The sequence below is a fragment of the Nocardiopsis terrae genome, from assembly GCF_014651695.1.
GTDB lineage: Bacteria > Actinomycetota > Actinomycetes > Streptosporangiales > Streptosporangiaceae > Nocardiopsis > Nocardiopsis terrae.
The window spans coordinates 315,690-333,691 of the sequence record NZ_BMXJ01000007.1; the positions used below are offsets into that span (position 1 = coordinate 315,690).

Sequence of the window (18,002 nt, forward strand, 5' to 3'; positions counted from 1 at the left end):
CGCTCCGCTCCGGTTCCTCACGGAGCGAGGGCGAGCCCCGGAACGCTCGCCCGACGGCGACCGTTCCGGGGCCCTTCACCTCGCGGAACCGCGGACCGACCGCGTTCGGGCTACCGCTCCGGCTCGAACCAGACCCCGCCCAGCGGGGGCAGGGTGATCTCCGCGGAGTACGGCTGGCCGTGCCACTCCCGGGGCTCGGCCGTCACCGAGGAGGGCGCCTCGTACCCGGAGCCGCCGAAGCGGCGCTCGTCCGAGTTGAGCACCGACGTCCACCGGCCCTCGGAGGGCAGGCCGACCCGCCAGCCCGGTCGGGGCACCGGCGAGAAGTTCACCGCGCATACCAGCACCGAGCCGTCCTCGCCGTGGCGCAGGTAGCTGAGGGTGTTCCCCTCGTGGTCGCCCCCGTCCAACCAGCGGAAACCGGCCGGGTCGGTGTCCAGGGACCACAGCGCGGGGCGGGGACGGTAGGTGTCGTTGAGCTTCTTCACCAGCTTCTGCGTCCCGGCGTGGTGCTCGAACTGGAGCAGCCACCACGGCACCCCGGCCTCGTGCGACCACTCGTCCCCCTGGGCGATCTCGCCGCCCATGAACAGCAGCTGCTTGCCCGGGTGGGACCACATGAACGAGAGCAGGGCCCGCAGTGTGGCCGCGCGCTGCCACTCGTCGCCGGGCGGCTTGTTGAACAGCGCCTGCTTTCCGTGCACCACCTCGTCGTGCGACAGCGGCAGCACGTAGTTCTCGCTGTAGGCGTACATCATCGAGAACGTGATGTCGTTGTGGTGGTACTTGCGGTGGATCGGTTCCTTCTTCACGTACTCCAGGGAGTCGTGCATCCAGCCCATGTTCCACTTCAACCCGAACCCGAGTCCGCCCAGGTCGACCGGCTGGGTCACACCCGTGTACGCCGTGGACTCCTCCGCGATCATCACCGCGCCCGGGTTGCGCCGGTAGACCGTGGTGTTGAGCTCCTTGATGAAGTCGATCGCCTCCAGGTTCTCCCGGCCGCCGAACATGTTCGGTTCCCACTGCCCGGAGTCCCGCGAGTAGTCGAGGTAGATCATCGAGGCGACGGCGTCCACGCGCAGGCCGTCGATGTGGAACTCCTCGAGCCAGTACAGGGCGTTGGCCACGAGGAAGTTGCGCACCTCGGTCCGCCCGTAGTTGAAGATGAGCGTCCCCCAGTCCGGGTGCTCGCCGCGGCGGGGGTCCGGGTGCTCGTACAGCGCGGTGCCGTCGAACCGGGCCAGCGCCCACTCGTCCCTGGGGAAGTGCGCGGGCACCCAGTCCAGGAACACCCCGATCCCGGCCCGGTGCAGCGATTCCACCAGGTGCCGGAACTCGTCCGGTGAACCGAAACGCGGTGTCGGCGCGTAGTAGGAGGTGACCTGGTAACCCCACGAACCGTCGAAGGGGTGGCCCGCCACCGGCAGGAACTCCACGTGGGTGAAGCCCAGGTCGCTGACGTACTCCACCAGCTGTTCGGCCAGTTCCCGGTAGTCCAGCCCGGGGCGCCAGGAACCGAGGTGCACCTCGTACACGCTCATCGGCGCGCGGTGCGCCTGCACGCCCTTGCGCTCGGCCATCCACTGCTCGTCCGACCACACGTGCTCGGAGGTGGTGACCACCGACGCCGTCGCCGGGGGCATCTGGGTGCGCCGCGCCATCGGGTCGGCCTTGTCCCGCCAGTGCCCGTCAGCGCCCAGGATCTGGAACTTGTACAGGTCGCCGTCGCCCGTTCCGGGTACGAACAGCTCCCACACGCCGCTGGAACCGAGGCTGCGCATCGGGTGCGCTGTTCCGTTCCAGTAGTTGAAGTCACCGACCACCCGCACCCCGCGGGCGTCCGGGGCCCAGACCGCGAAGCCCGTACCCGGTATCTCTCCCATGGGGCTGTCCGCGGTCGCCGTGTTCGCGCCCAGAGCCCGCCACAGTTCCTCGTGGCGGCCCTCGCCGATCAGGTGCAGGTCCAGTTCGCCGAGTGTGGGCGCGACCCGGTAGGCGTCGGCCTCGACCAGCTCCGGCCCGCCCTCCTCGTAGCGGACCGCGATCCGGTAGTCGTCGGTCTGCTTCGGGAGGCGGGCGGCGAACACCCCGCGGTGGCGGTGCGGGAGGGCGACGCGGGTGTTGTCGGGCAGGACGGCGTCGACCCCGACGGCTCCTGGACGGAGTACGCGCAGGTCACGTCCGTGCAGGCCGAGGACGGAATGCGGGTCGTGGTGCCAGCCGTCCACCACCCTGTCCAGTTCGGCGACCAGTTCCGGGTCGGGGGCGGCGGGTGTGCGGGTCCGCTTGGGCGCCGCCTTCCCGGGCGCGGTCCTCTTCGCGGCGGTCTTCTTCGGCTCCGTCTTCCGGGCCGCCGTCTTCTTCGCGGCCGGGGCCTTCTCCGCGGTCTTCGAGGTCTTCTCCGTTGCCTTCCTCGCAGCCTTCCCCGGCGCTGCCTTGGCGTCGGTTCTGCCGGCGGCCGCCTTGGCGGGCGCCTTCTTCGCGGCCGCGGGCTCCGCTGCCGTCGGTTGCTCGTCGGCGGTGGCGGACTTGTTGGTCGGACGCGGTGACAATTCGACTCCGTGGTGACTCGTGGTGGACGGGTGGTGAGAGGGGAGGGGTCAACGGGGGTACGGGAGGGCGGCCGCAGTGCGCGGACGGCGGCCGCCCGGGAATCAGCCGGGCATCGGCGGCCCCGAGCTTCCTGTGGCCGCCATGGCCGCGGTGGCGATGGACTCCAACGGCACCCGGAGCCAGTTCGGCCGGTTGCGCGCCTCGTACAGGACCTCGTACACGGCCTTGTCGAACTCGAAGGCCCGCAGCACCGTCAGGTGCTTCTCGGGGTCGGCCCCTCCGCCGTCGGCGTAGCCCCGGCAGAACGCCTCCCGGTTGCGCCGGGCCCAGGCCCGCGCCGCCCACGACAGTTGCGGGTCCTCCTCCTCGCCGACCAGCAGGTAACCGGCCGCGTAGTCGAAGGAACGCAGCATCCCGGCCACGTCCCGCAGCGGGCTGGACAGTCGCTGGCGTTCACGCACCGGGACGGTCGGCTCACCCTCGAAGTCCAGCAGCACCCACCCCCGCTCGGGGCGGATGACCTGTCCCAGGTGGTAGTCGCCGTGGATGCGCTGGATGGGCAGCGGCTCGTCCACCCGGGCGAAGTCGGCGTAGGCCTCCAGCACCCTGGGCGCGTGCTCCGCGAGTTCCGGGACCTCCGCGCTGGCCATGGCCAGGCGTTCCACCATGGCGTCGGCCAGTTCGGCCGCCGAGGTCGGCGCCAGCACGTCGGTGGGCAGCGCCCGCGCCAGCGAACTGTGCACCTGTGCGGTGGTGTGGCCGAGCCGGGCGGCCTCCTCGCTGAAGTCGGCGTCCTCGCCCTCCACCAGGGTGCGCACGTTCTCCGTGGCCAGTACCCAGCCGTCCGCGGCGTCGGGGACGAAGGTCTGCAGCAGGGCGAGCGTGGTCGGCGTGGTGTGGCCGGACAGGTCCGCCTCGATCCACCCGCAGGGGCGCGCCACGTACGGCGAACCCGACAGAGCCATGTTCAGTTCCAGGTCCGGGTTGCGGCCGGGCCAGAGTCTGCGGAAGGTCTTGAGGACGTACTCGCTGCCGTAGACCAGCGAGGTGTTGGACTGCTCCCCGGTCAGCAGCCGCCCCGGCCCGCAGGCGTCGACGGTGGTGCCCGGCAGCGTGCGGAACCGTACCCGGCCGCGCCGCCCCGGGTCCTCCCCGACGGTGAACCGCTCCAGGAGCAGCGCCGTGAGCTGCGGGTCGTGTGCGGCGTCGTAGACCACCCTGGGACGGCCGCCCGCGACCTGGCACACACCGATCGCGGCGCGGGCCAGGTTGGGCGGCAGGGACCGGGGCGGCCGTGAACCGAGCAGCACCTGGTACCGGGAGCTGAGGCCGCGCTGCCCCGCCTGCACGACGAGGACGTTCAGGTCCGGCCCGCCGGGGCCGGCCGAGACCAGGGTGTACCTGCTCTCGACCCGGATCTGCCGGATCGGGATCCCCTTGCCGGAGAACCATCGTTGCCGGGGTAGCCAGACTGCCAGGAGTTCCTCTAGTTGCGACATCTCAGACAGGCCCGTGTCCTTTCCCGCCGCCCCTGCGCTGGGCGTCCGACGTTGTGGTGGTCGCGGCGGGGCGACCGGTGTCGAAGGCGTCCCGGGCGCTGACCCCCGCCTCGGGCAACCCGTAGGAGGGCACACCCTCGCGGCTTTCGGAGCGCGGTTCACCCGTGTGCTCCGGCGGGAGCTGGAACCAGTAGAAGCCGTGGCCCGGCAGGGTGAGCAGGTACGGCAACTCACCGATCTCCGGGAAGCGGACCCCGCCCACGCACTCCACCGGGCTCACTCCGGCGTAGCGGCGCAGGTCCAGCTCCACGGGCTGCGGGAACCTGGACAGGTTGTTCACGCACAGCATGCGGTCGTCGCCGTGCTCCCGGATGAACGCCAGCACGCTGGGGTTGGTGGCGTTCAGCTTGGTGAACTCCCCGGTGCCGAACACGGGGTGGCGCTTGCGGATCTGGATCATCCGGCGCGTCCAGTGCAGCAGGGAGCCCGGGTTGTCGCGCTGGGCCTCCACGTTGAGCGCCTGGTACCCGTAGACCGGGTCCAGGACCAGCGGGAGGTAGAGCCGGGCGGGGTCGCCGCGGGAGAACCCGGCGTTGCGGTCCGAACTCCACTGCATGGGTGTGCGCACGGCGTCCCGGTCGCCCAGCCAGATGTTGTCGCCCATCCCGATCTCGTCGCCGTAGTACAGGACCGGTGAGCCCGGGAGGGAGAGCAGGAGCGCGGTGAAGAGCTCGATCTGGTTCCGGTCGTTGTCCAGAAGGGGGGCGAGCCGCCGCCGGATCCCCACGTTGGCACGCATGCGGGGTTCCTTGGCGTACTCGGAGTACATGTAGTCGCGCTCCTCGTCGGTGACCATCTCCAGGGTCAGCTCGTCGTGGTTGCGCAGGAAGATCGCCCACTGGCAGTTGCGCGGGATCTCCGGGGTCTGGGCGAGGATCTCCGAGATCGGGAAGCGCTGTTCCTGCCGCACCGCCATGAACATGCGCGGCATCAGCGGGAAGTGGAAGTTCATGTGGCACTCGTCGCCGCCGGACTCGAAGTCGCCGAAGTAGTCGACGACCTCCGACGGCCACTGGTTGGCCTCGCTCAGCAGCACCCGGTCCGGGTACAGGCGGTCCACCTCGGCGCGCACCCGTTTGAGGAACTCGTGGGTCTCCTTGAGGTTCTCGCAGTTGGTGCCCTCGCGCTCGTACAGGTACGGCACGGCGTCCAGGCGGAACCCGTCGATGCCCAGGTCCAGCCAGTAGCGCAGCACCTCCAGGATCGCCTCCTGGACCGCAGGGTTCTCGAAGTTGAGGTCGGGCTGGTGGGAGAAGAACCGGTGCCAGTAGTACTGGCCGCGGACCTCGTCGTAGGTCCAGTTGGAGGTCTCAGTGTCGACGAAGATGATCCGGGCCTCGTCGTAGCGGTCGTCGGTGTCGGACCACACGTAGAAGTCGCCGTAGGGGCCGTCCGGGTCCTCCCGTGAGGCCCTGAACCACGGGTGCTGGTCGCTGGTGTGGTTCATGACCAGGTCGGTGATGACGCGGATGCCGCGTCGGTGCGCCTCGTCCAGGAGCTCCACGAAGTCGGCGGTGTTGCCGAACTCGGGGAGGATCTTGAAGTAGTCCGAGATGTCGTATCCGCCGTCGCGCAGCGGGGACTCGTACATCGGCAGCAGCCAGACGCAGTCGATGCCGAGCCACTGGAGGTAGTCCATTTTCTGCACGAGCCCGGCGAGGTCACCGGTGCCGTCGCCGTTGGAGTCGAAGAAACCCCGTGCGAGTACCTCGTAGAAGACGGCGTGCTTGAACCAGTGGGGGTCACTGGTGCCGCCGGAGGACATGAGCGGGCCGGTGGCAGCCCCGGTGGCTGGGGCGAGCGGACCGTGTTCGGCGTGCTCGCGGGCACCGGGTCCGGGCTCGTCGTTGCTCATCTACTGCTCCCCACCAAGAATGTTCGACATCTGATCAACAGGCGTTTCGGGCGGGGCTGCGGCTCTCGGACCGGGCGCCCCGCCCCGGCCCCTCATCTGCCGTTGACGGTGAACACGTGCGCGGGTCCGGTCGCCGGGTCGAGGCGGACGTAGTTGTCCGCTCGCCAGGTGTAGTCGCGTCCGGTCAGCTCGTCGGTCACCCTGAGGTCCTCCTCCCACGTGCGGCCGATCGACGGCAGGTCGAGATGCACCGTCGCCTCGCGGGCGTGATGCGGGTCGAGGTTGACGACGGCGATCACGGCGTCGTCGGGCTCACCGGGGGATCCGGGGCGGTACTTGGAGAAACAGATCAGCTCGGGCCGGTCCACGTGGTGGAACCGCAGGTTGCGCAGCTCGCGCAGGGCGGGGTGGGCCCGGCGCAGCCTGTTCAGCCTGGTGATCAGCGGGGCGATGGTCCCGCCGGAGGCGTCGGCCGCGGCCCAGTCGCGGGGCCGGTACTCGAACTTCTCCGAGTGCAGGTACTCCTCGCTGCCCGGGGCGGCGGGGGTGTTCTCGCACAGTTCGAAGCCCGAGTAGACGCCCCAGGTGGGGGAGAGCAGCGCGGCCAGCACCGCGCGCACCTCGAAGGCGGGGCGGCCGCCCTCCTGGAGGTAGGCGTTGAGGATGTCCGGGGTGTTGGCGAAGAGGTTGGGGCGCAGGTAGTGCGCGGTCTCCTGGCTGAGCTCGGTGAGGTAGTCGGTGAGCTCGTCCTTGCCGTTGCGCCAGGTGAAGTAGGTGTACGACTGGTGGAAGCCGACCTTGGCCAGGGTGCGCATCATCGCGGGGCGGGTGAAGGCCTCGGCGAGGAAGAGCACGTCCGGGTCCCGTTCGGCGACGTCGGCGAGCAGCCGCTGCCAGAAGGCGACCGGTTTGGTGTGCGGGTTGTCGACGCGGAAGATCCGGACGCCGTGGTCGATCCAGTGCCCGACCACCCGCAGGCACTCCCGGTAGAGCCCCTCGAAGTCGTGGTCGAAGCAGAGCGGGTAGATGTCCTGGTACTTCTTGGGCGGGTTCTCGGCGTAGGCGATCGATCCGTCGGCGCGCCTGGTGAACCACTCGGGGTGCTCGGCCACCCAGGGGTGGTCGGGGGAGCACTGCAGGGCCAGGTCCAGGGCGATCTCCAGGCCGTTCTCGCGGGCCTCCGCGACGAAGGAGTCGAAGTCGGTGAGGGTGCCCAGGTCCGGGTGGACGGCGTCGTGGCCGCCGTCGGCCGAACCGATCGCCCACACCGAGCCGGGGTCGCCCGGACCCGCCCGGAGCGTGTTGTCGCGGCCCTTGCGGTGGGACTCGCCGACGGGGTGGATCGGCGGCAGGTAGACGACGTCGAAGCCCATGTCGGCGATGGCGGGCAGGCGTTTGGCCGCGGTCGAGAAGGTCCCCGACACCTCCTGGCCGGGCGCGGTGTCCACCTGGGCGCCCTCGGAGCGGGGGAAGAACTCGTACCAGGAGCCGAAGAGGGCCCGTTCGCGGTGGACGACGACCCTGGTGCGCCTGGAACGGGTGAGGAGTTCGCGCAGGGGATTGCGCTCCATCTGGGCGAGGACGTCGTCGGTGACGGCGGCGAAACGCTCCATGGGGGGCAGGGAGGTGTCGCGCAGGACCTTGGCTGCCCTGTTCAGGGCGGGTACGCGGGGGACTCGGCGGCCGGCCCGGTCCAGCAGGCGCGCGCCCTCCTCCAGGACGAGGTCGGTGTCGGTGTCCAGGGGCAGCTTCACGCGGGCGACGCGGAGCCAGGTGGTGAAGGGGTCGCTCCAGGCTTCGACCGAGAACGACCAGTTCCCCTCCCGGGGGAGGCTGATCTCGGCCTCGTAGCGGTCGGTTCCGGGGGCCTTCTCGCGCATCGGGACCAGGGCCCTCCGGCGGCCTTTGGGCGGGTGGACCACCACGCCCGCGGCGAGGGAGTCGTGCCCCTCCCGGATCACGGTGGCGCTCACCGTGAAGCGCTCTCCGGGAACGGCTTTCACCGGCCCCAGGTCGTTGTCTGGAGAGATATCGAGGATGGGCAGTCGTCCGATCACTGGCTACACCGTAATTGTCGTGGTTCGGGCGTTATGGGGCAGCACGCAGTGGCTTGCGTGCGGAAATAATCGGAACTTAATCCGGGGTGCGGTGGAGTTAACGAAGTGCTGGATCGAAAACTGTCCGGATTGCGGCTTCGATGCTCTCCCCTGTCTATCGTCGGCCCTCTGGCGGGGTTTGGCGGAGTGTCGGGGCCGGATAATTTATGTGATCCTCATCACACTCGCTGTCAGCGCCAAGACCTGGTATTTGCCGCGTTTCGCCCGGGCTAACCTCTCAAAGCGGGCATAAGTACACATGCGATTCAGGGGTCTCTGTGGTTGTTTTCGCATTCCCCCTCATGAAAAGTCGGAAAATTCCCCCCGCATGTTGTCGATGCCTTCGGGGTGGGTAGGGATGACCGAATGCACCAGGCGGGGGTCGGGTCGTATTCCGGACATCCCCTTGTGTCCGTTCAGCCCCCTGGGAAGCATTCGTCCCATATTTGGTCGAGCTGTCGCTCTGGGGGTCGACTTTGTTGTCCAACTCTTCTTGACATCAAGAAAGAGGGCGGTGGTTTTCTTATGATGCGCCCTTGCTCGTGCCTCATGGGTGATCTGTGTGCTTTGCCGTAGATTGGGGAAGCTTTTCGGCGACACGCCCGATTTGGCGGAGTTCCCTTTACGGCGTCCCTGCGAGTGTGGGCGGCGCAGTGTCCGTTCCGCACCGCGGGCGGACAGCACACGGCCGTAGGGGGGCGACGTGACGGAGTCGAACCGGAGTGGTCAGTTCCGGGGGGCCCGGGAGTTCCTGAAGGGTGACCTGTTCAAGGGGAGGGGCGACACGCTGCTGCGCCTGTCCGGGCTCGGCGTGGTCGCCGGACTCCTGTCGGCGGCCCTGGTCCTGCCGTGGGCGGGCAGCATCGGGCTGGTCGCCAGGGACACGGCCGCCGGGTTCATGGCCATGCCCAGTGACCTGGAGGTCCCGCCCCTGTCCTCACGCATCCTGCTCACCACCGACGGCGGTGAGCCCTTCGCGGAGGTCGCCGAACGCGAACGCGAGGTCGTCGGCCTCGACGAGATCAGCCCGTGGATGACCGGTGCCCTGATGGCGATCGAGGACGACCGTTTCTACGAGCACAGCGGCCTGGACCTGCGCGGTGTCCTGCGCGCGGCGACGCGGACGGCCCAGGGCGACACACAGGGCGGGTCGACCCTCACCCAGCAGTACGTGAAGAACCTCCTCATCGAGAACGCCGAGAGCGAGGATGAGATCGAGAGCGCCAGCGCGCAGACCCTGAACCGCAAGCTCGTCGAACTGCGCTACGCCATCGAGATCGAGGAACGCCACACCAAGGACGAGATCCTGGAGGGCTACCTCAACCTCTCCTACTTCGGCGCCGGCGCCCACGGCATCGAGGTCGCCGCGAAACGGTACTTCTCCGTGTCCGCCGCCGAACTCGACCCCGGGCAGTCAGCCCTGTTGGCCGGCCTGGTCCGCGGACCCTCGTTCTACGACCCCCTCAGCAACCCGGAGGCGGCGCTGGAGCGCCGGAACCTGGTGCTCGACCGGATGGTCGCCACCGAGGTGCTGGGAGCCGAGGAGGGCGCCGGATACAAGGAGAGCGACCTGGGCCTGGACCCCACACCGCGGGCGGGCAGCTGCTCGGAGAGCGACTACCCGTTCTTCTGCGACTACACCATGCGCTGGCTGAAGGAGTCGGACCTGCTCGGCGAGAGCGCGGCCGAACGCGAACAGCTCATCAGCCGGGGCGGGTTCACCGTGCGGACCACGCTCGACGCCGCCGCGCAGGACGCCGCGCAGGCCGCCATCGACAAGCGGGTCCCGCACGAGGACTCCACCAAGTTCGCCGCCCAGGCCTTCGTCGAACCCGGCTCCGGCCGGGTGCGCGGGCTGGCCCAGAACCTCCGCCACGGGTTCGACGACGAACGGGTCGGCACGACCTCGATCAACCTCGCGGTCGACCAGGCCGAAGGCGGATCCACCGGGTACCAGGCCGGGTCGACCTTCAAGCCCTTCACGCTGGCCGCCGCGCTGGACGAGGGCCTGGGGTACGGCACCAGCTTCTCCGCGCCCAAGAACATGTCGATCAGCGGCATGACCAACTGCGAGGGCGGCAGGATGTCCTCGTGGAGCGTGCGCAACGCCGGTGAGAGCGACGGGGGCAGCCACAACATGATCAGCGGGACCAAGGGGTCGGTGAACACCTACTTCGCCCAGCTCCAGAAGCGGGTGGGCCTGTGCGACACCGCCGAGATGGCGAAGAAGCTCGGTGTGCACCGCGCCGACGGCGGCGAACTCGGGGTGTGGAGCTCGTTCACCCTCGGCGACCAGGAGGTCTCCCCGCTGACCATGGCCGCCGCGTACGCGACCTTCGCGGCCCGCGGCCAGTACTGCGAACCCCGTCCGGTGCGCTCGGTGACCGACGACGAGACGGGCGAGGAGACCAAGGCCGGCTCCGAGTGCGAGCAGGTGATCAAGAAGCGGACCGCCGACGGCGTCAACCACCTGCTCCAGCAGACCTTCGACGGCGGTACCGCCAACGGGCTGGACCTGGGCCGTCCGGTCGCGGGCAAGACCGGCACCACCGACAGCGCCGCCTACGCCTGGTTCGCCGGGTACACCCCGAACCTCGCCTCGACGGTGGCCGTCGGCGACGTGCGCGGCGGTGAGAAGCACCCGCTCCAGGGCGTGAGCATCGGCGGCCGCTACTACGGCATCGTCTACGGCGGCACCCTGCCCGGTCCGATCTGGCAGGAGAGCATGCGCGGCGCCACCGCCTCGCTGCCCGCGGAGAGCTTCGCGGGTTCGCCGGGTGCCTTCGGCGACCCGAAGGCCAAACCGCCCAAGGAGAAGGAGGACGACTCCGACACCTAGAGCGGAGTCCGACCGTCTGGAGCGGAGTCCGAAGCCTGGCACGGGGCTCGACACCCGGACCGGATCCCCTGCGGGGAACGGGAACGGGGCCGTCACTGGGCGGAACCTCCAAACGAGTACAGGGAGGGCTGTGGGGTGGAAACATCCCACAGCTCTCCTTGTTGCCCCATAATGGAGCCAATCCGACAGGGGAGCGCGTGAGCGCTGAGAGTGCGGCACCGAGCCGCAGACCCTTACACACCTGATCTGGGTCATGCCAGCGAAGGAAGTCATAGGAACCCGTCACCGTGCGCGTACCCGGGTACGCCGGGGTGGCGCTCTTAGCCACATGGGCCCTCGTCACCCCCGACGAAGGGACGTCACCAGAATGAGTACCGAATCCGACCCCGGAACCGGCACCGAGCGGACGGGCTTCGTCCGCCAGATCCGCGAGAGGTTCCGGAGCTGGCGCACCGTCGACATCGTCGTGGCCGCCGTGATCGGCGTCGCCGTCGGCGTCGTCTTCTGGCTGTGGAACATCGTCTGGTCGGTCACCACACCGCTGTTCGTCGCCTTCCCGCCCGGGCAGGCCGTCGTCTACGGCATGTGGCTGATCTCCGGCGTGCTCGGCGGCCTGATCATCCGCAAGCCGGGCGCGGCCCTGCTCACCTCGGTCGCGGCCGCCTCGGTCTCGGCGGTGCTGGGCACCCAGTGGGGGATCATGGTCATCCTCGACGGCACCCTCCAGGGGCTGCTGCCCGAACTGGTCTTCCTGGCCTTCGCCTACCGGCGGTGGAACATGGGCGTGGCCGTGCTCGCGGCCGCGGTCGCGGGAGTCTCCCCGGCCATCCGCGACAACATCGCCTACAACGTCACCTGGCCGCTCCACTACCAGGTGACCTACGGGGTGATCGTGGTGATCAGCGCGGCGGTCATCGCTGGTGTGGGGGCGCGTCTGCTCACCACGGCGCTGGCCCGCTCCGGTGCCCTGGCACCCTTCCCGTCGGCCAAGGGCTGACCGTGGTCGGACCGAACGCCCGCGGCGCGCGCGTGGAACTCTCCGGGTGGGGCTGGAAGCACTCGGGTCGTGCCACCCACGCGCTGCGGGGCGTGGACCTGTCCATCGAACCCGGTGAACGCGTACTGCTGCTGGGCGCCTCCGGGGCGGGTAAGTCCACCCTGCTGCACTCCCTGGCCGGGCTCACCGGCCAGGACGGCGCCATCAGCGGCGACCAGGAGGGATCGCTGCTCGTGAACGGCCGCCCGGCCGACCGGGGCCGGGGAGGCGTCGGGCTGGTCAGCCAGGACCCCGAGACCCAGTTGGTGATGGCCCGCGCCGGTGACGACGTCGCCTTCGGCCTGGAGAACCTGGGTGTGGACCCGGAGCTGATCTGGCCCCGGGTGGAGCGGTCCATGGCCGAGGTCGGTTTCCCCTACGGGCTCCGGCACTCCACCGGGGCCCTGTCCGGCGGTGAGAAGCAGCGCCTGGTCATCGCGGGGGCGCTGGCGATGCGTCCGCGCCTGCTGCTGCTGGACGAGCCCACCGCCAACCTCGACCCCGCCGGGGCCGAACTGGTACGCGCACTGCTGACCCGCCTGCTCGCCGAGACCGAGGCCACCCTCGTCCTGGTCGAACACCGGGTCGCCGACGTCGTGGACCTGGTGGAGCGGGTCGTGGTGGTCGAGCCGGGCGGCGGGGTGATCGCCGACGGGACGCCGAGGAGGGTGTTCGCGGAGCACGGCCGGTCCCTGGCCCGACAGGGCGTGTGGATCCCCGGGAACGAACCGGTGCCGGAGGTCCCGCCCGCACCCGGCGGTCCGGCCCTGGTCGAGACCGTCGGCGTCACCGCGCGCACTCCCTTCCAGGTTGGTGTGCGGGCCGCACCCCGGCGGACGGTGCTCGACGGGGTGGACCTCACCCTGGCGGCCGGAACGGCGACCGCCCTGACCGGCCCCAACGGCGCTGGCAAGTCCACGCTGCTCACGATGCTGGCCGGACTGTCCAAACCGCACCGGGGCCGGGTGCTGCCGCGCGGACCACTGGCCGGGGCCGACCGGCGCCCGCTCGTGCGCTGGCCCGCACGGCGCCTGGCCCGGCACGTGGGCACGGTCTTCCAGCACGCCGAGGACCAGTTCGTCACCGGCACCGTCCGCGACGAGCTGCGCTTCGCACCGCTGCGCGCGGGGCTGGACGAGGCCGGGACGGACCGCTGGGTCGGTGAGCTGATGGAACGGCTGCGGCTCAGCGGCCTGGCCGACGCGCACCCGTACACGCTCTCCGGCGGGGAGAAGCGCCGGCTCTCGGTGGCCACCGCGCTCAGTTCGGGCCCCTCGCACGCACCCGACGTGCTGGCCCTGGACGAGCCGACCTTCGGCCAGGACACCCGCACCTGGACGGAGCTGGTGGAGCTGCTCGGCGCCCTGCGGGCCGAGGGCCGGGCCGTGGCCATGGCCACGCACGACGGACTGCTCCTGCGCAGCCTGACGGACGTGCGGGTGCGGGTGGCCGACGGCCGTGCCGTCCCCGACCCTGCGACCCCTGCGACGGGCCCCCGGGACACGGTTCCGCCCCCGGCCGCGCCCCCGGACACGGCACCGCCCGCCGCGGGCCCGCCCGCGGGGGTCCCGGCCTCGGCGGACCCGCGGTCGGCACGGCGGAAGGGGGACTCGTGAGCACCCCACCGCACGCCCGGGCGACGGGCGGGGACGCGCTGACCCTGGACGTGCCCGGAGGCGGGGGAGCCCGCTACTGGCTCACCGGCCTGAACCCGGCCGCCAAACTGCTGGCCGCGCTGGCGATCGGGATCGGGCTGATCCCCGCCGTGGACGCGGTCACCGGCGGCGTGGTCCTGCTCGCGGTCCTGCTGACCGTGCCGTTCAGCGGCGTCGACCGGCGCACCCTGCTCGTCCTGGGCGGCCCCTTCCTGCTGATGGGGCTCAGCAGCGGAGCGGTCAACTACCTGTACGGCGAACACGGGCTGGAGGGCGCGGTGGGCGCGGCGGTGCGCCTGCTGGCCATCGCCCTGCCCGGGCTGCTCGCGGCGGTCAGCAGCGACCCCACGGAGATGTCCGACGGGCTCGTGCAGAAGCTCAGGGTGCCCGAGCGGCCCGCCATGGGCGTGCTCGCGGCGCTGCGGCTCATCCCGCTGCTCGCCGACCAGTGGCGGACCATCACGCTCGCCCGCCGGGCCCGCGGGCTGGAGGCCGGACGGAATCCGGTGCGGATCGTCACGCTGTTCTTCGGGCGGCTGTTCGCGCTGCTGGTGCGCTCCATCAGGACCGGGACCCTGTTGGCCACGGCGATGGACGCGCGCGCCTTCGGCACGGGTCGGCGCACGCACGCGCGGCACAGCCGCTGGCGTACGGCGGACACCCTGCTGCTGGCGGGGACCGTCCTGCTGCTCGTGGGCGCCTATGCCCTGTCCGCCCGGTTGGGGACCCTGGTGCTGCTGTTCTCCTGACCCCGGTGGTTGGGTGGGAAACTGACACAGACGTCGAAGTGAGGAAGGTGTCCAACGTGGGCGAGTTCGTGCGAGTCGAGGCCGACCCGGAGAACCCCGGTGTGGCCGTCATCCGGCTTGACCGGCCCAAGGCGCTGAACGCGCTGAACGGCCAGGTCACCAAGGAGATCGGGGAGGCGGCCGCCGCCGTGTCCGCCGACGACTCCGTGCGGGCGGTGGTGATCTACGGCGGTGAGCGGGCGTTCGTGGCCGGGGCCGACATCAAGGAGATGGCCGACCTCACCCACGCCCGGATGCTGGAGTACTCGCGTGCCCTCCAGCGCGCCCTGACGGCGGTCGCCCGCATCCCCAAGCCCGTGGTCGCGGCGATCAGCGGCTACGCGCTGGGCGGCGGCTGCGAACTGGCGCTGTGCGCCGACTTCCGGGTCGCGGGCGCCAAGGCCAAACTCGGTCAGCCCGAGATCCAGCTGGGCGTCATCCCGGGCGCGGGCGGCACCCAGCGGCTGCCGCGCCTGGTCGGCCCGGCCAGGGCCAAGGACCTGGTGTTCAGCGGTCGTCACGTGCGCGCGGAGGAGGCCAGGGAGATCGGCCTCGTGGACGAGGTCGTGGCCGACGAGGAGGTCTACTCGGCAGCCGTCGCCCTGGTCGCCCGGTACGTCGACGGCCCCGCCGTGGCGCTGGCCGCCGCCAAGGAGTCCATCGACCGCGGACTGGAGACCGACCTGGACACCGGTCTGGAGATCGAGCGCCTCCACTTCTCCGGCCTCTTCGCCACCGAGGACCAGAAGACCGGTATGCGCAGCTTCGTCGAGCAGGGTCCGGGCAAGGCCGTCTTCAACGGCCGCTGACTGCTCCGGGCGGCCGGTTCCCGGCCGCCCGACAGTGCTCGAACCGGGCAGGACGTCCGGATCCGGCCAACCGGGACATGAGGCGGGGAACCGCTCGCACGGTTTTTCCGTCATACTCGTCAATGGTCGTCCGAGGCGGACGGTCCGCCCGGAGTTCCCGGTGGTGCGCGCCGCGTCCGCACCCTCCGGCGGGGCCGAAGAAGACCACACGCGCCCCTCGGAGGGGCCACACAAGCCAACGTTGACCCATCCCCCCGGCCGATAAGCTGGACGTGGCGGTATGCGGTCTTTTGAGGGGATGAGTTCTCGATGTCAATGTCGGCAGGTTTCCCCGCGGGTGAAGAGCTGCCGGAGCGCATCGGCCACTACGTGATCCGTCGTCGCATCGGTGCCGGTGGGATGGGCGTGGTGTACCAGGCGGAGGACACCCGGACGGACCAGTTCGTCGCGGTGAAGGTCCTCAAGCCCGAGGTCGCCGGAGACCACATCGCCCGCGCCCGGCTCGCCCGCGAGGTCGAGACGATGCGTCGTGTGCAGAGCCCCAACGTGGCCGAGGTCATCGACGCGGACACCCAGGCCGAACTGCCCTGGGTGGTCACCGAGTACATTCCGGGGCCCACCCTGGACGCGACCGTCACCGACCACGGACCCCTGCGCGGCCGCGCTCTGACCCGTTTCGTCACCGGCATGGCCCGGGCGATCAAGGACATCCACGCGGTGGACGTGATCCACCGCGACCTCAAGCCCGGCAACGTGATCATCTCCAACGGTGAGCCGATCGTCATCGACTTCGGTATCGCGCACGCCGTGGACGGCGCCAAGCTGACCCAGACCGGTACGTTCGTCGGCACGCCCAGCTACCTCTCCCCGGAGGTCATCGAGGGTACGGACCTGGGTCCGGCCACCGACGTGCACGCCTGGGGCGGCACCGTGGCCTTCGCCTCGACCGGGCGCCCGCCCTACGGCGCGGGTTCGTTCGAGGTCATCTTCTTCCGGATCCTCAACGGCGAGATCGACATGGACGGGATGCACGAGGCGCTGCGCCCGCTCGTCAACCGCGCCGTCTCCCGGGACATGTCGGCGCGGCCCACCGCCGCGGAGCTGGTCGCCGAGACCGGTCGGCTCAACCTCGACCTGCCCTGGACCGAGACCACCGGAACGGCCCCGTCCACGGGTCTGACCGGCAACCACACGATGCAGGCGCCCGCACCCACCCACGGGCCCGGAACCCGGGGCGGTGGCGCCGGGGCGGGCGGTGCGGCCGCGGCCGGAGCGGCGGGCGCCGGGATGGGCGGTGCCGCGGGTTACCTCGCGGGCCGGGCCAGCGAGGGCTGGGGGCCCTCCCACACACGTGCCGCGACCCCGCCCAACACCGTGAGCGCCTGGTCCAACCCTTCGGCGCCGCAGACCAGCCACGCCCGCTCCGGCGGTTGGGCGGCCGATGACGAGGCCACCGACGACCTGAGCGGCGCCCGTTCCGCCGGTGCCGGCCACGCCTCCGGTTCGGGGTGGAACTCCGATGACGAGGCCACCGACGACCTGTCCGACAACCTGCCGGGTACGGATCGGATCGCCCCGCGTTCCCCGGAGGATCTGAACGACCCGCAGGGCACGATGCGGATCCAGCCCGGCCGGAACGACGTCCAGGGCACCCAGCGGATCGACCCGGGCGACCCGGCGCGGCCCGAGGACCCGGCCGGGACCATGATGATGGGCCCGGTCGAGCCCGGTCGGCCCGAGCACGACCGCCGCGGGCCGCAGGACGCCCCGCAGACCCAGTTCTTCAACTCCCCGCTGGACCCGAACGCCTTCCAGGACATCCTGACCCCGGTGGGCCGGGACAACAGGCCCGACAGCACCCAGGAGTTCGACGAGGAGGACTACCAGGAGCGCGGGGGCCTGCTGGCGCGCTTCCGGCGCGGCCGCGGCGACCGGTTCGGTGACTACTTCCGCGGCGGCGACGATGACTACGACGACGAGTACGACGAGTACGAGGAGTCCTGGCGGATGCACCCGCTGGTGCTCGTCCCCGTCATGCTCATGCTGGCCGGGGTCGCCCTGTGGTTCCCGTGGATCGGTATCTTCCTGGGGATCGTGGTCATCGCGGGGCTGGGCGCACTGGACGTGGTCAAGTCCGAGCACGCCCGGCGCCTCCAGACCCGGGGGCCGCGCAACTCCGACAGCATGGTGGTGGCGCTCAGTTTCCCGTGGGCCTTCGGCCGCATGGCGGTGCGCACGGTCGGGTTCGGCCTGATCTACCTGCTGGGCGGCATCCTGATCGGGATGGTCTACGCGAGGATCATGGACACACCGGGGGAGGGGGCCAACTACACGGGCGCCTTCGCGGTGTTCGTGATGATCCTGCTGAGCTACATCATGCCGAGCGGGCGTGAGACTCGTCACCAGGCGGTCTGGCTGGTGGAGCGGATCCGGTTCAGCAACCTGTACGTGTACGCGGGTGTGGTGATCGCGATCATCCTGTTCACCATGCTCGTCCTGTCGACCGGGCTCACCTCGCTGCCGATCTGGACGATGGGCTCGCTCAGCGGCCCGTCCGACTGGTTCAGCGACTAGCGGGCGACGGGTCCGGCCGGGGCACGAGGCGATCAGGGGCGCTCCCACTCCCACCGGGAGGGGAGCGCCTCAGCCGTTGGCGGTGGTGCGCCCGCCAACCGCGTGGAACCGGTCACTAAGGTGGGGGCAGGGGCCCCGCGTTCCCGGTCCGTCGACGCTGGTGGGCGCAGTACCCGCGGCCCGGCGGCGGCCGCCGCGGGCAACTTGGTTAGGGTTTCCTAAGTCGAACTTGGGG

The 18,002-nt window shown here is 70.6% G+C and carries 10 protein-coding genes and 1 riboswitch; of the genes, 6 read left to right on the forward strand and 4 right to left on the reverse strand.

The window, feature by feature from the left end; all coding sequences use genetic code 11:
- Positions 1-110: 110 nt before the first annotated feature.
- The 4 genes from glgB to IE195_RS21330 form a co-directional block, all read right to left on the reverse strand.
- Positions 111-2,255 (reverse strand): 1,4-alpha-glucan branching protein GlgB, encoded by a 2,145-nt coding sequence (gene glgB, locus IE195_RS21315; protein WP_225943500.1) that lies wholly within the window; start codon positions 2,253-2,255, stop codon positions 111-113.
- A gap of 402 nt (positions 2,256-2,657) precedes the next feature.
- Positions 2,658-4,055, reverse strand: a complete 1,398-nt coding sequence (locus IE195_RS21320) for a maltokinase N-terminal cap-like domain-containing protein (protein ID WP_191274347.1) — start codon at positions 4,053-4,055, stop codon at positions 2,658-2,660.
- A 1-nt stretch (position 4,056) separates the two neighbouring features.
- Entirely contained in the window at positions 4,057-5,970 is a 1,914-nt protein-coding gene (treS, locus tag IE195_RS21325) for a maltose alpha-D-glucosyltransferase (RefSeq protein WP_191274349.1), read from the reverse strand.
- A gap of 92 nt (positions 5,971-6,062) precedes the next feature.
- A complete protein-coding gene (locus IE195_RS21330) occupies positions 6,063-8,027 on the reverse strand; it encodes an alpha-1,4-glucan--maltose-1-phosphate maltosyltransferase (RefSeq protein ID WP_191274351.1) in 1,965 nt (654 codons plus the stop codon).
- 742 nt (positions 8,028-8,769) lie between these two features.
- Here IE195_RS21330 and IE195_RS21335 point away from each other — a divergent pair.
- From IE195_RS21335 to IE195_RS21360, 6 genes are all read left to right on the forward strand, one after another.
- Positions 8,770-10,905, forward strand: coding sequence for a transglycosylase domain-containing protein (locus tag IE195_RS21335; RefSeq protein ID WP_191274354.1), 2,136 nt, complete (start codon positions 8,770-8,772; stop codon positions 10,903-10,905).
- A gap of 177 nt (positions 10,906-11,082) precedes the next feature.
- Positions 11,083-11,190, forward strand: a riboswitch (TPP riboswitch).
- Between the two features lie 82 nt (positions 11,191-11,272).
- Positions 11,273-11,902: an ECF transporter S component gene (locus IE195_RS21340; RefSeq protein ID WP_191274356.1), complete on the forward strand. Its 630-nt coding sequence runs from the start codon at positions 11,273-11,275 to the stop codon at positions 11,900-11,902.
- A 2-nt stretch (positions 11,903-11,904) separates the two neighbouring features.
- Positions 11,905-13,557, forward strand: coding sequence for an ABC transporter ATP-binding protein (locus tag IE195_RS21345; protein WP_229826366.1), 1,653 nt, complete (start codon positions 11,905-11,907; stop codon positions 13,555-13,557).
- On the forward strand, positions 13,554-14,345 hold the full coding sequence (locus tag IE195_RS21350; RefSeq protein ID WP_191274358.1) for an energy-coupling factor transporter transmembrane component T family protein: 792 nt from the start codon (positions 13,554-13,556) through the stop codon (positions 14,343-14,345). Before IE195_RS21345 ends, IE195_RS21350 begins: the two co-directional genes overlap by 4 nt.
- 38 nt (positions 14,346-14,383) lie before the next feature.
- Positions 14,384-15,193: an enoyl-CoA hydratase/isomerase family protein gene (locus IE195_RS21355; protein ID WP_191274360.1), complete on the forward strand. Its 810-nt coding sequence runs from the start codon at positions 14,384-14,386 to the stop codon at positions 15,191-15,193.
- 309 nt (positions 15,194-15,502) lie between these two features.
- On the forward strand, positions 15,503-17,767 hold the full coding sequence (locus tag IE195_RS21360; protein ID WP_225942528.1) for a protein kinase domain-containing protein: 2,265 nt from the start codon (positions 15,503-15,505) through the stop codon (positions 17,765-17,767).
- Positions 17,768-18,002: the final 235 nt, after the last annotated feature.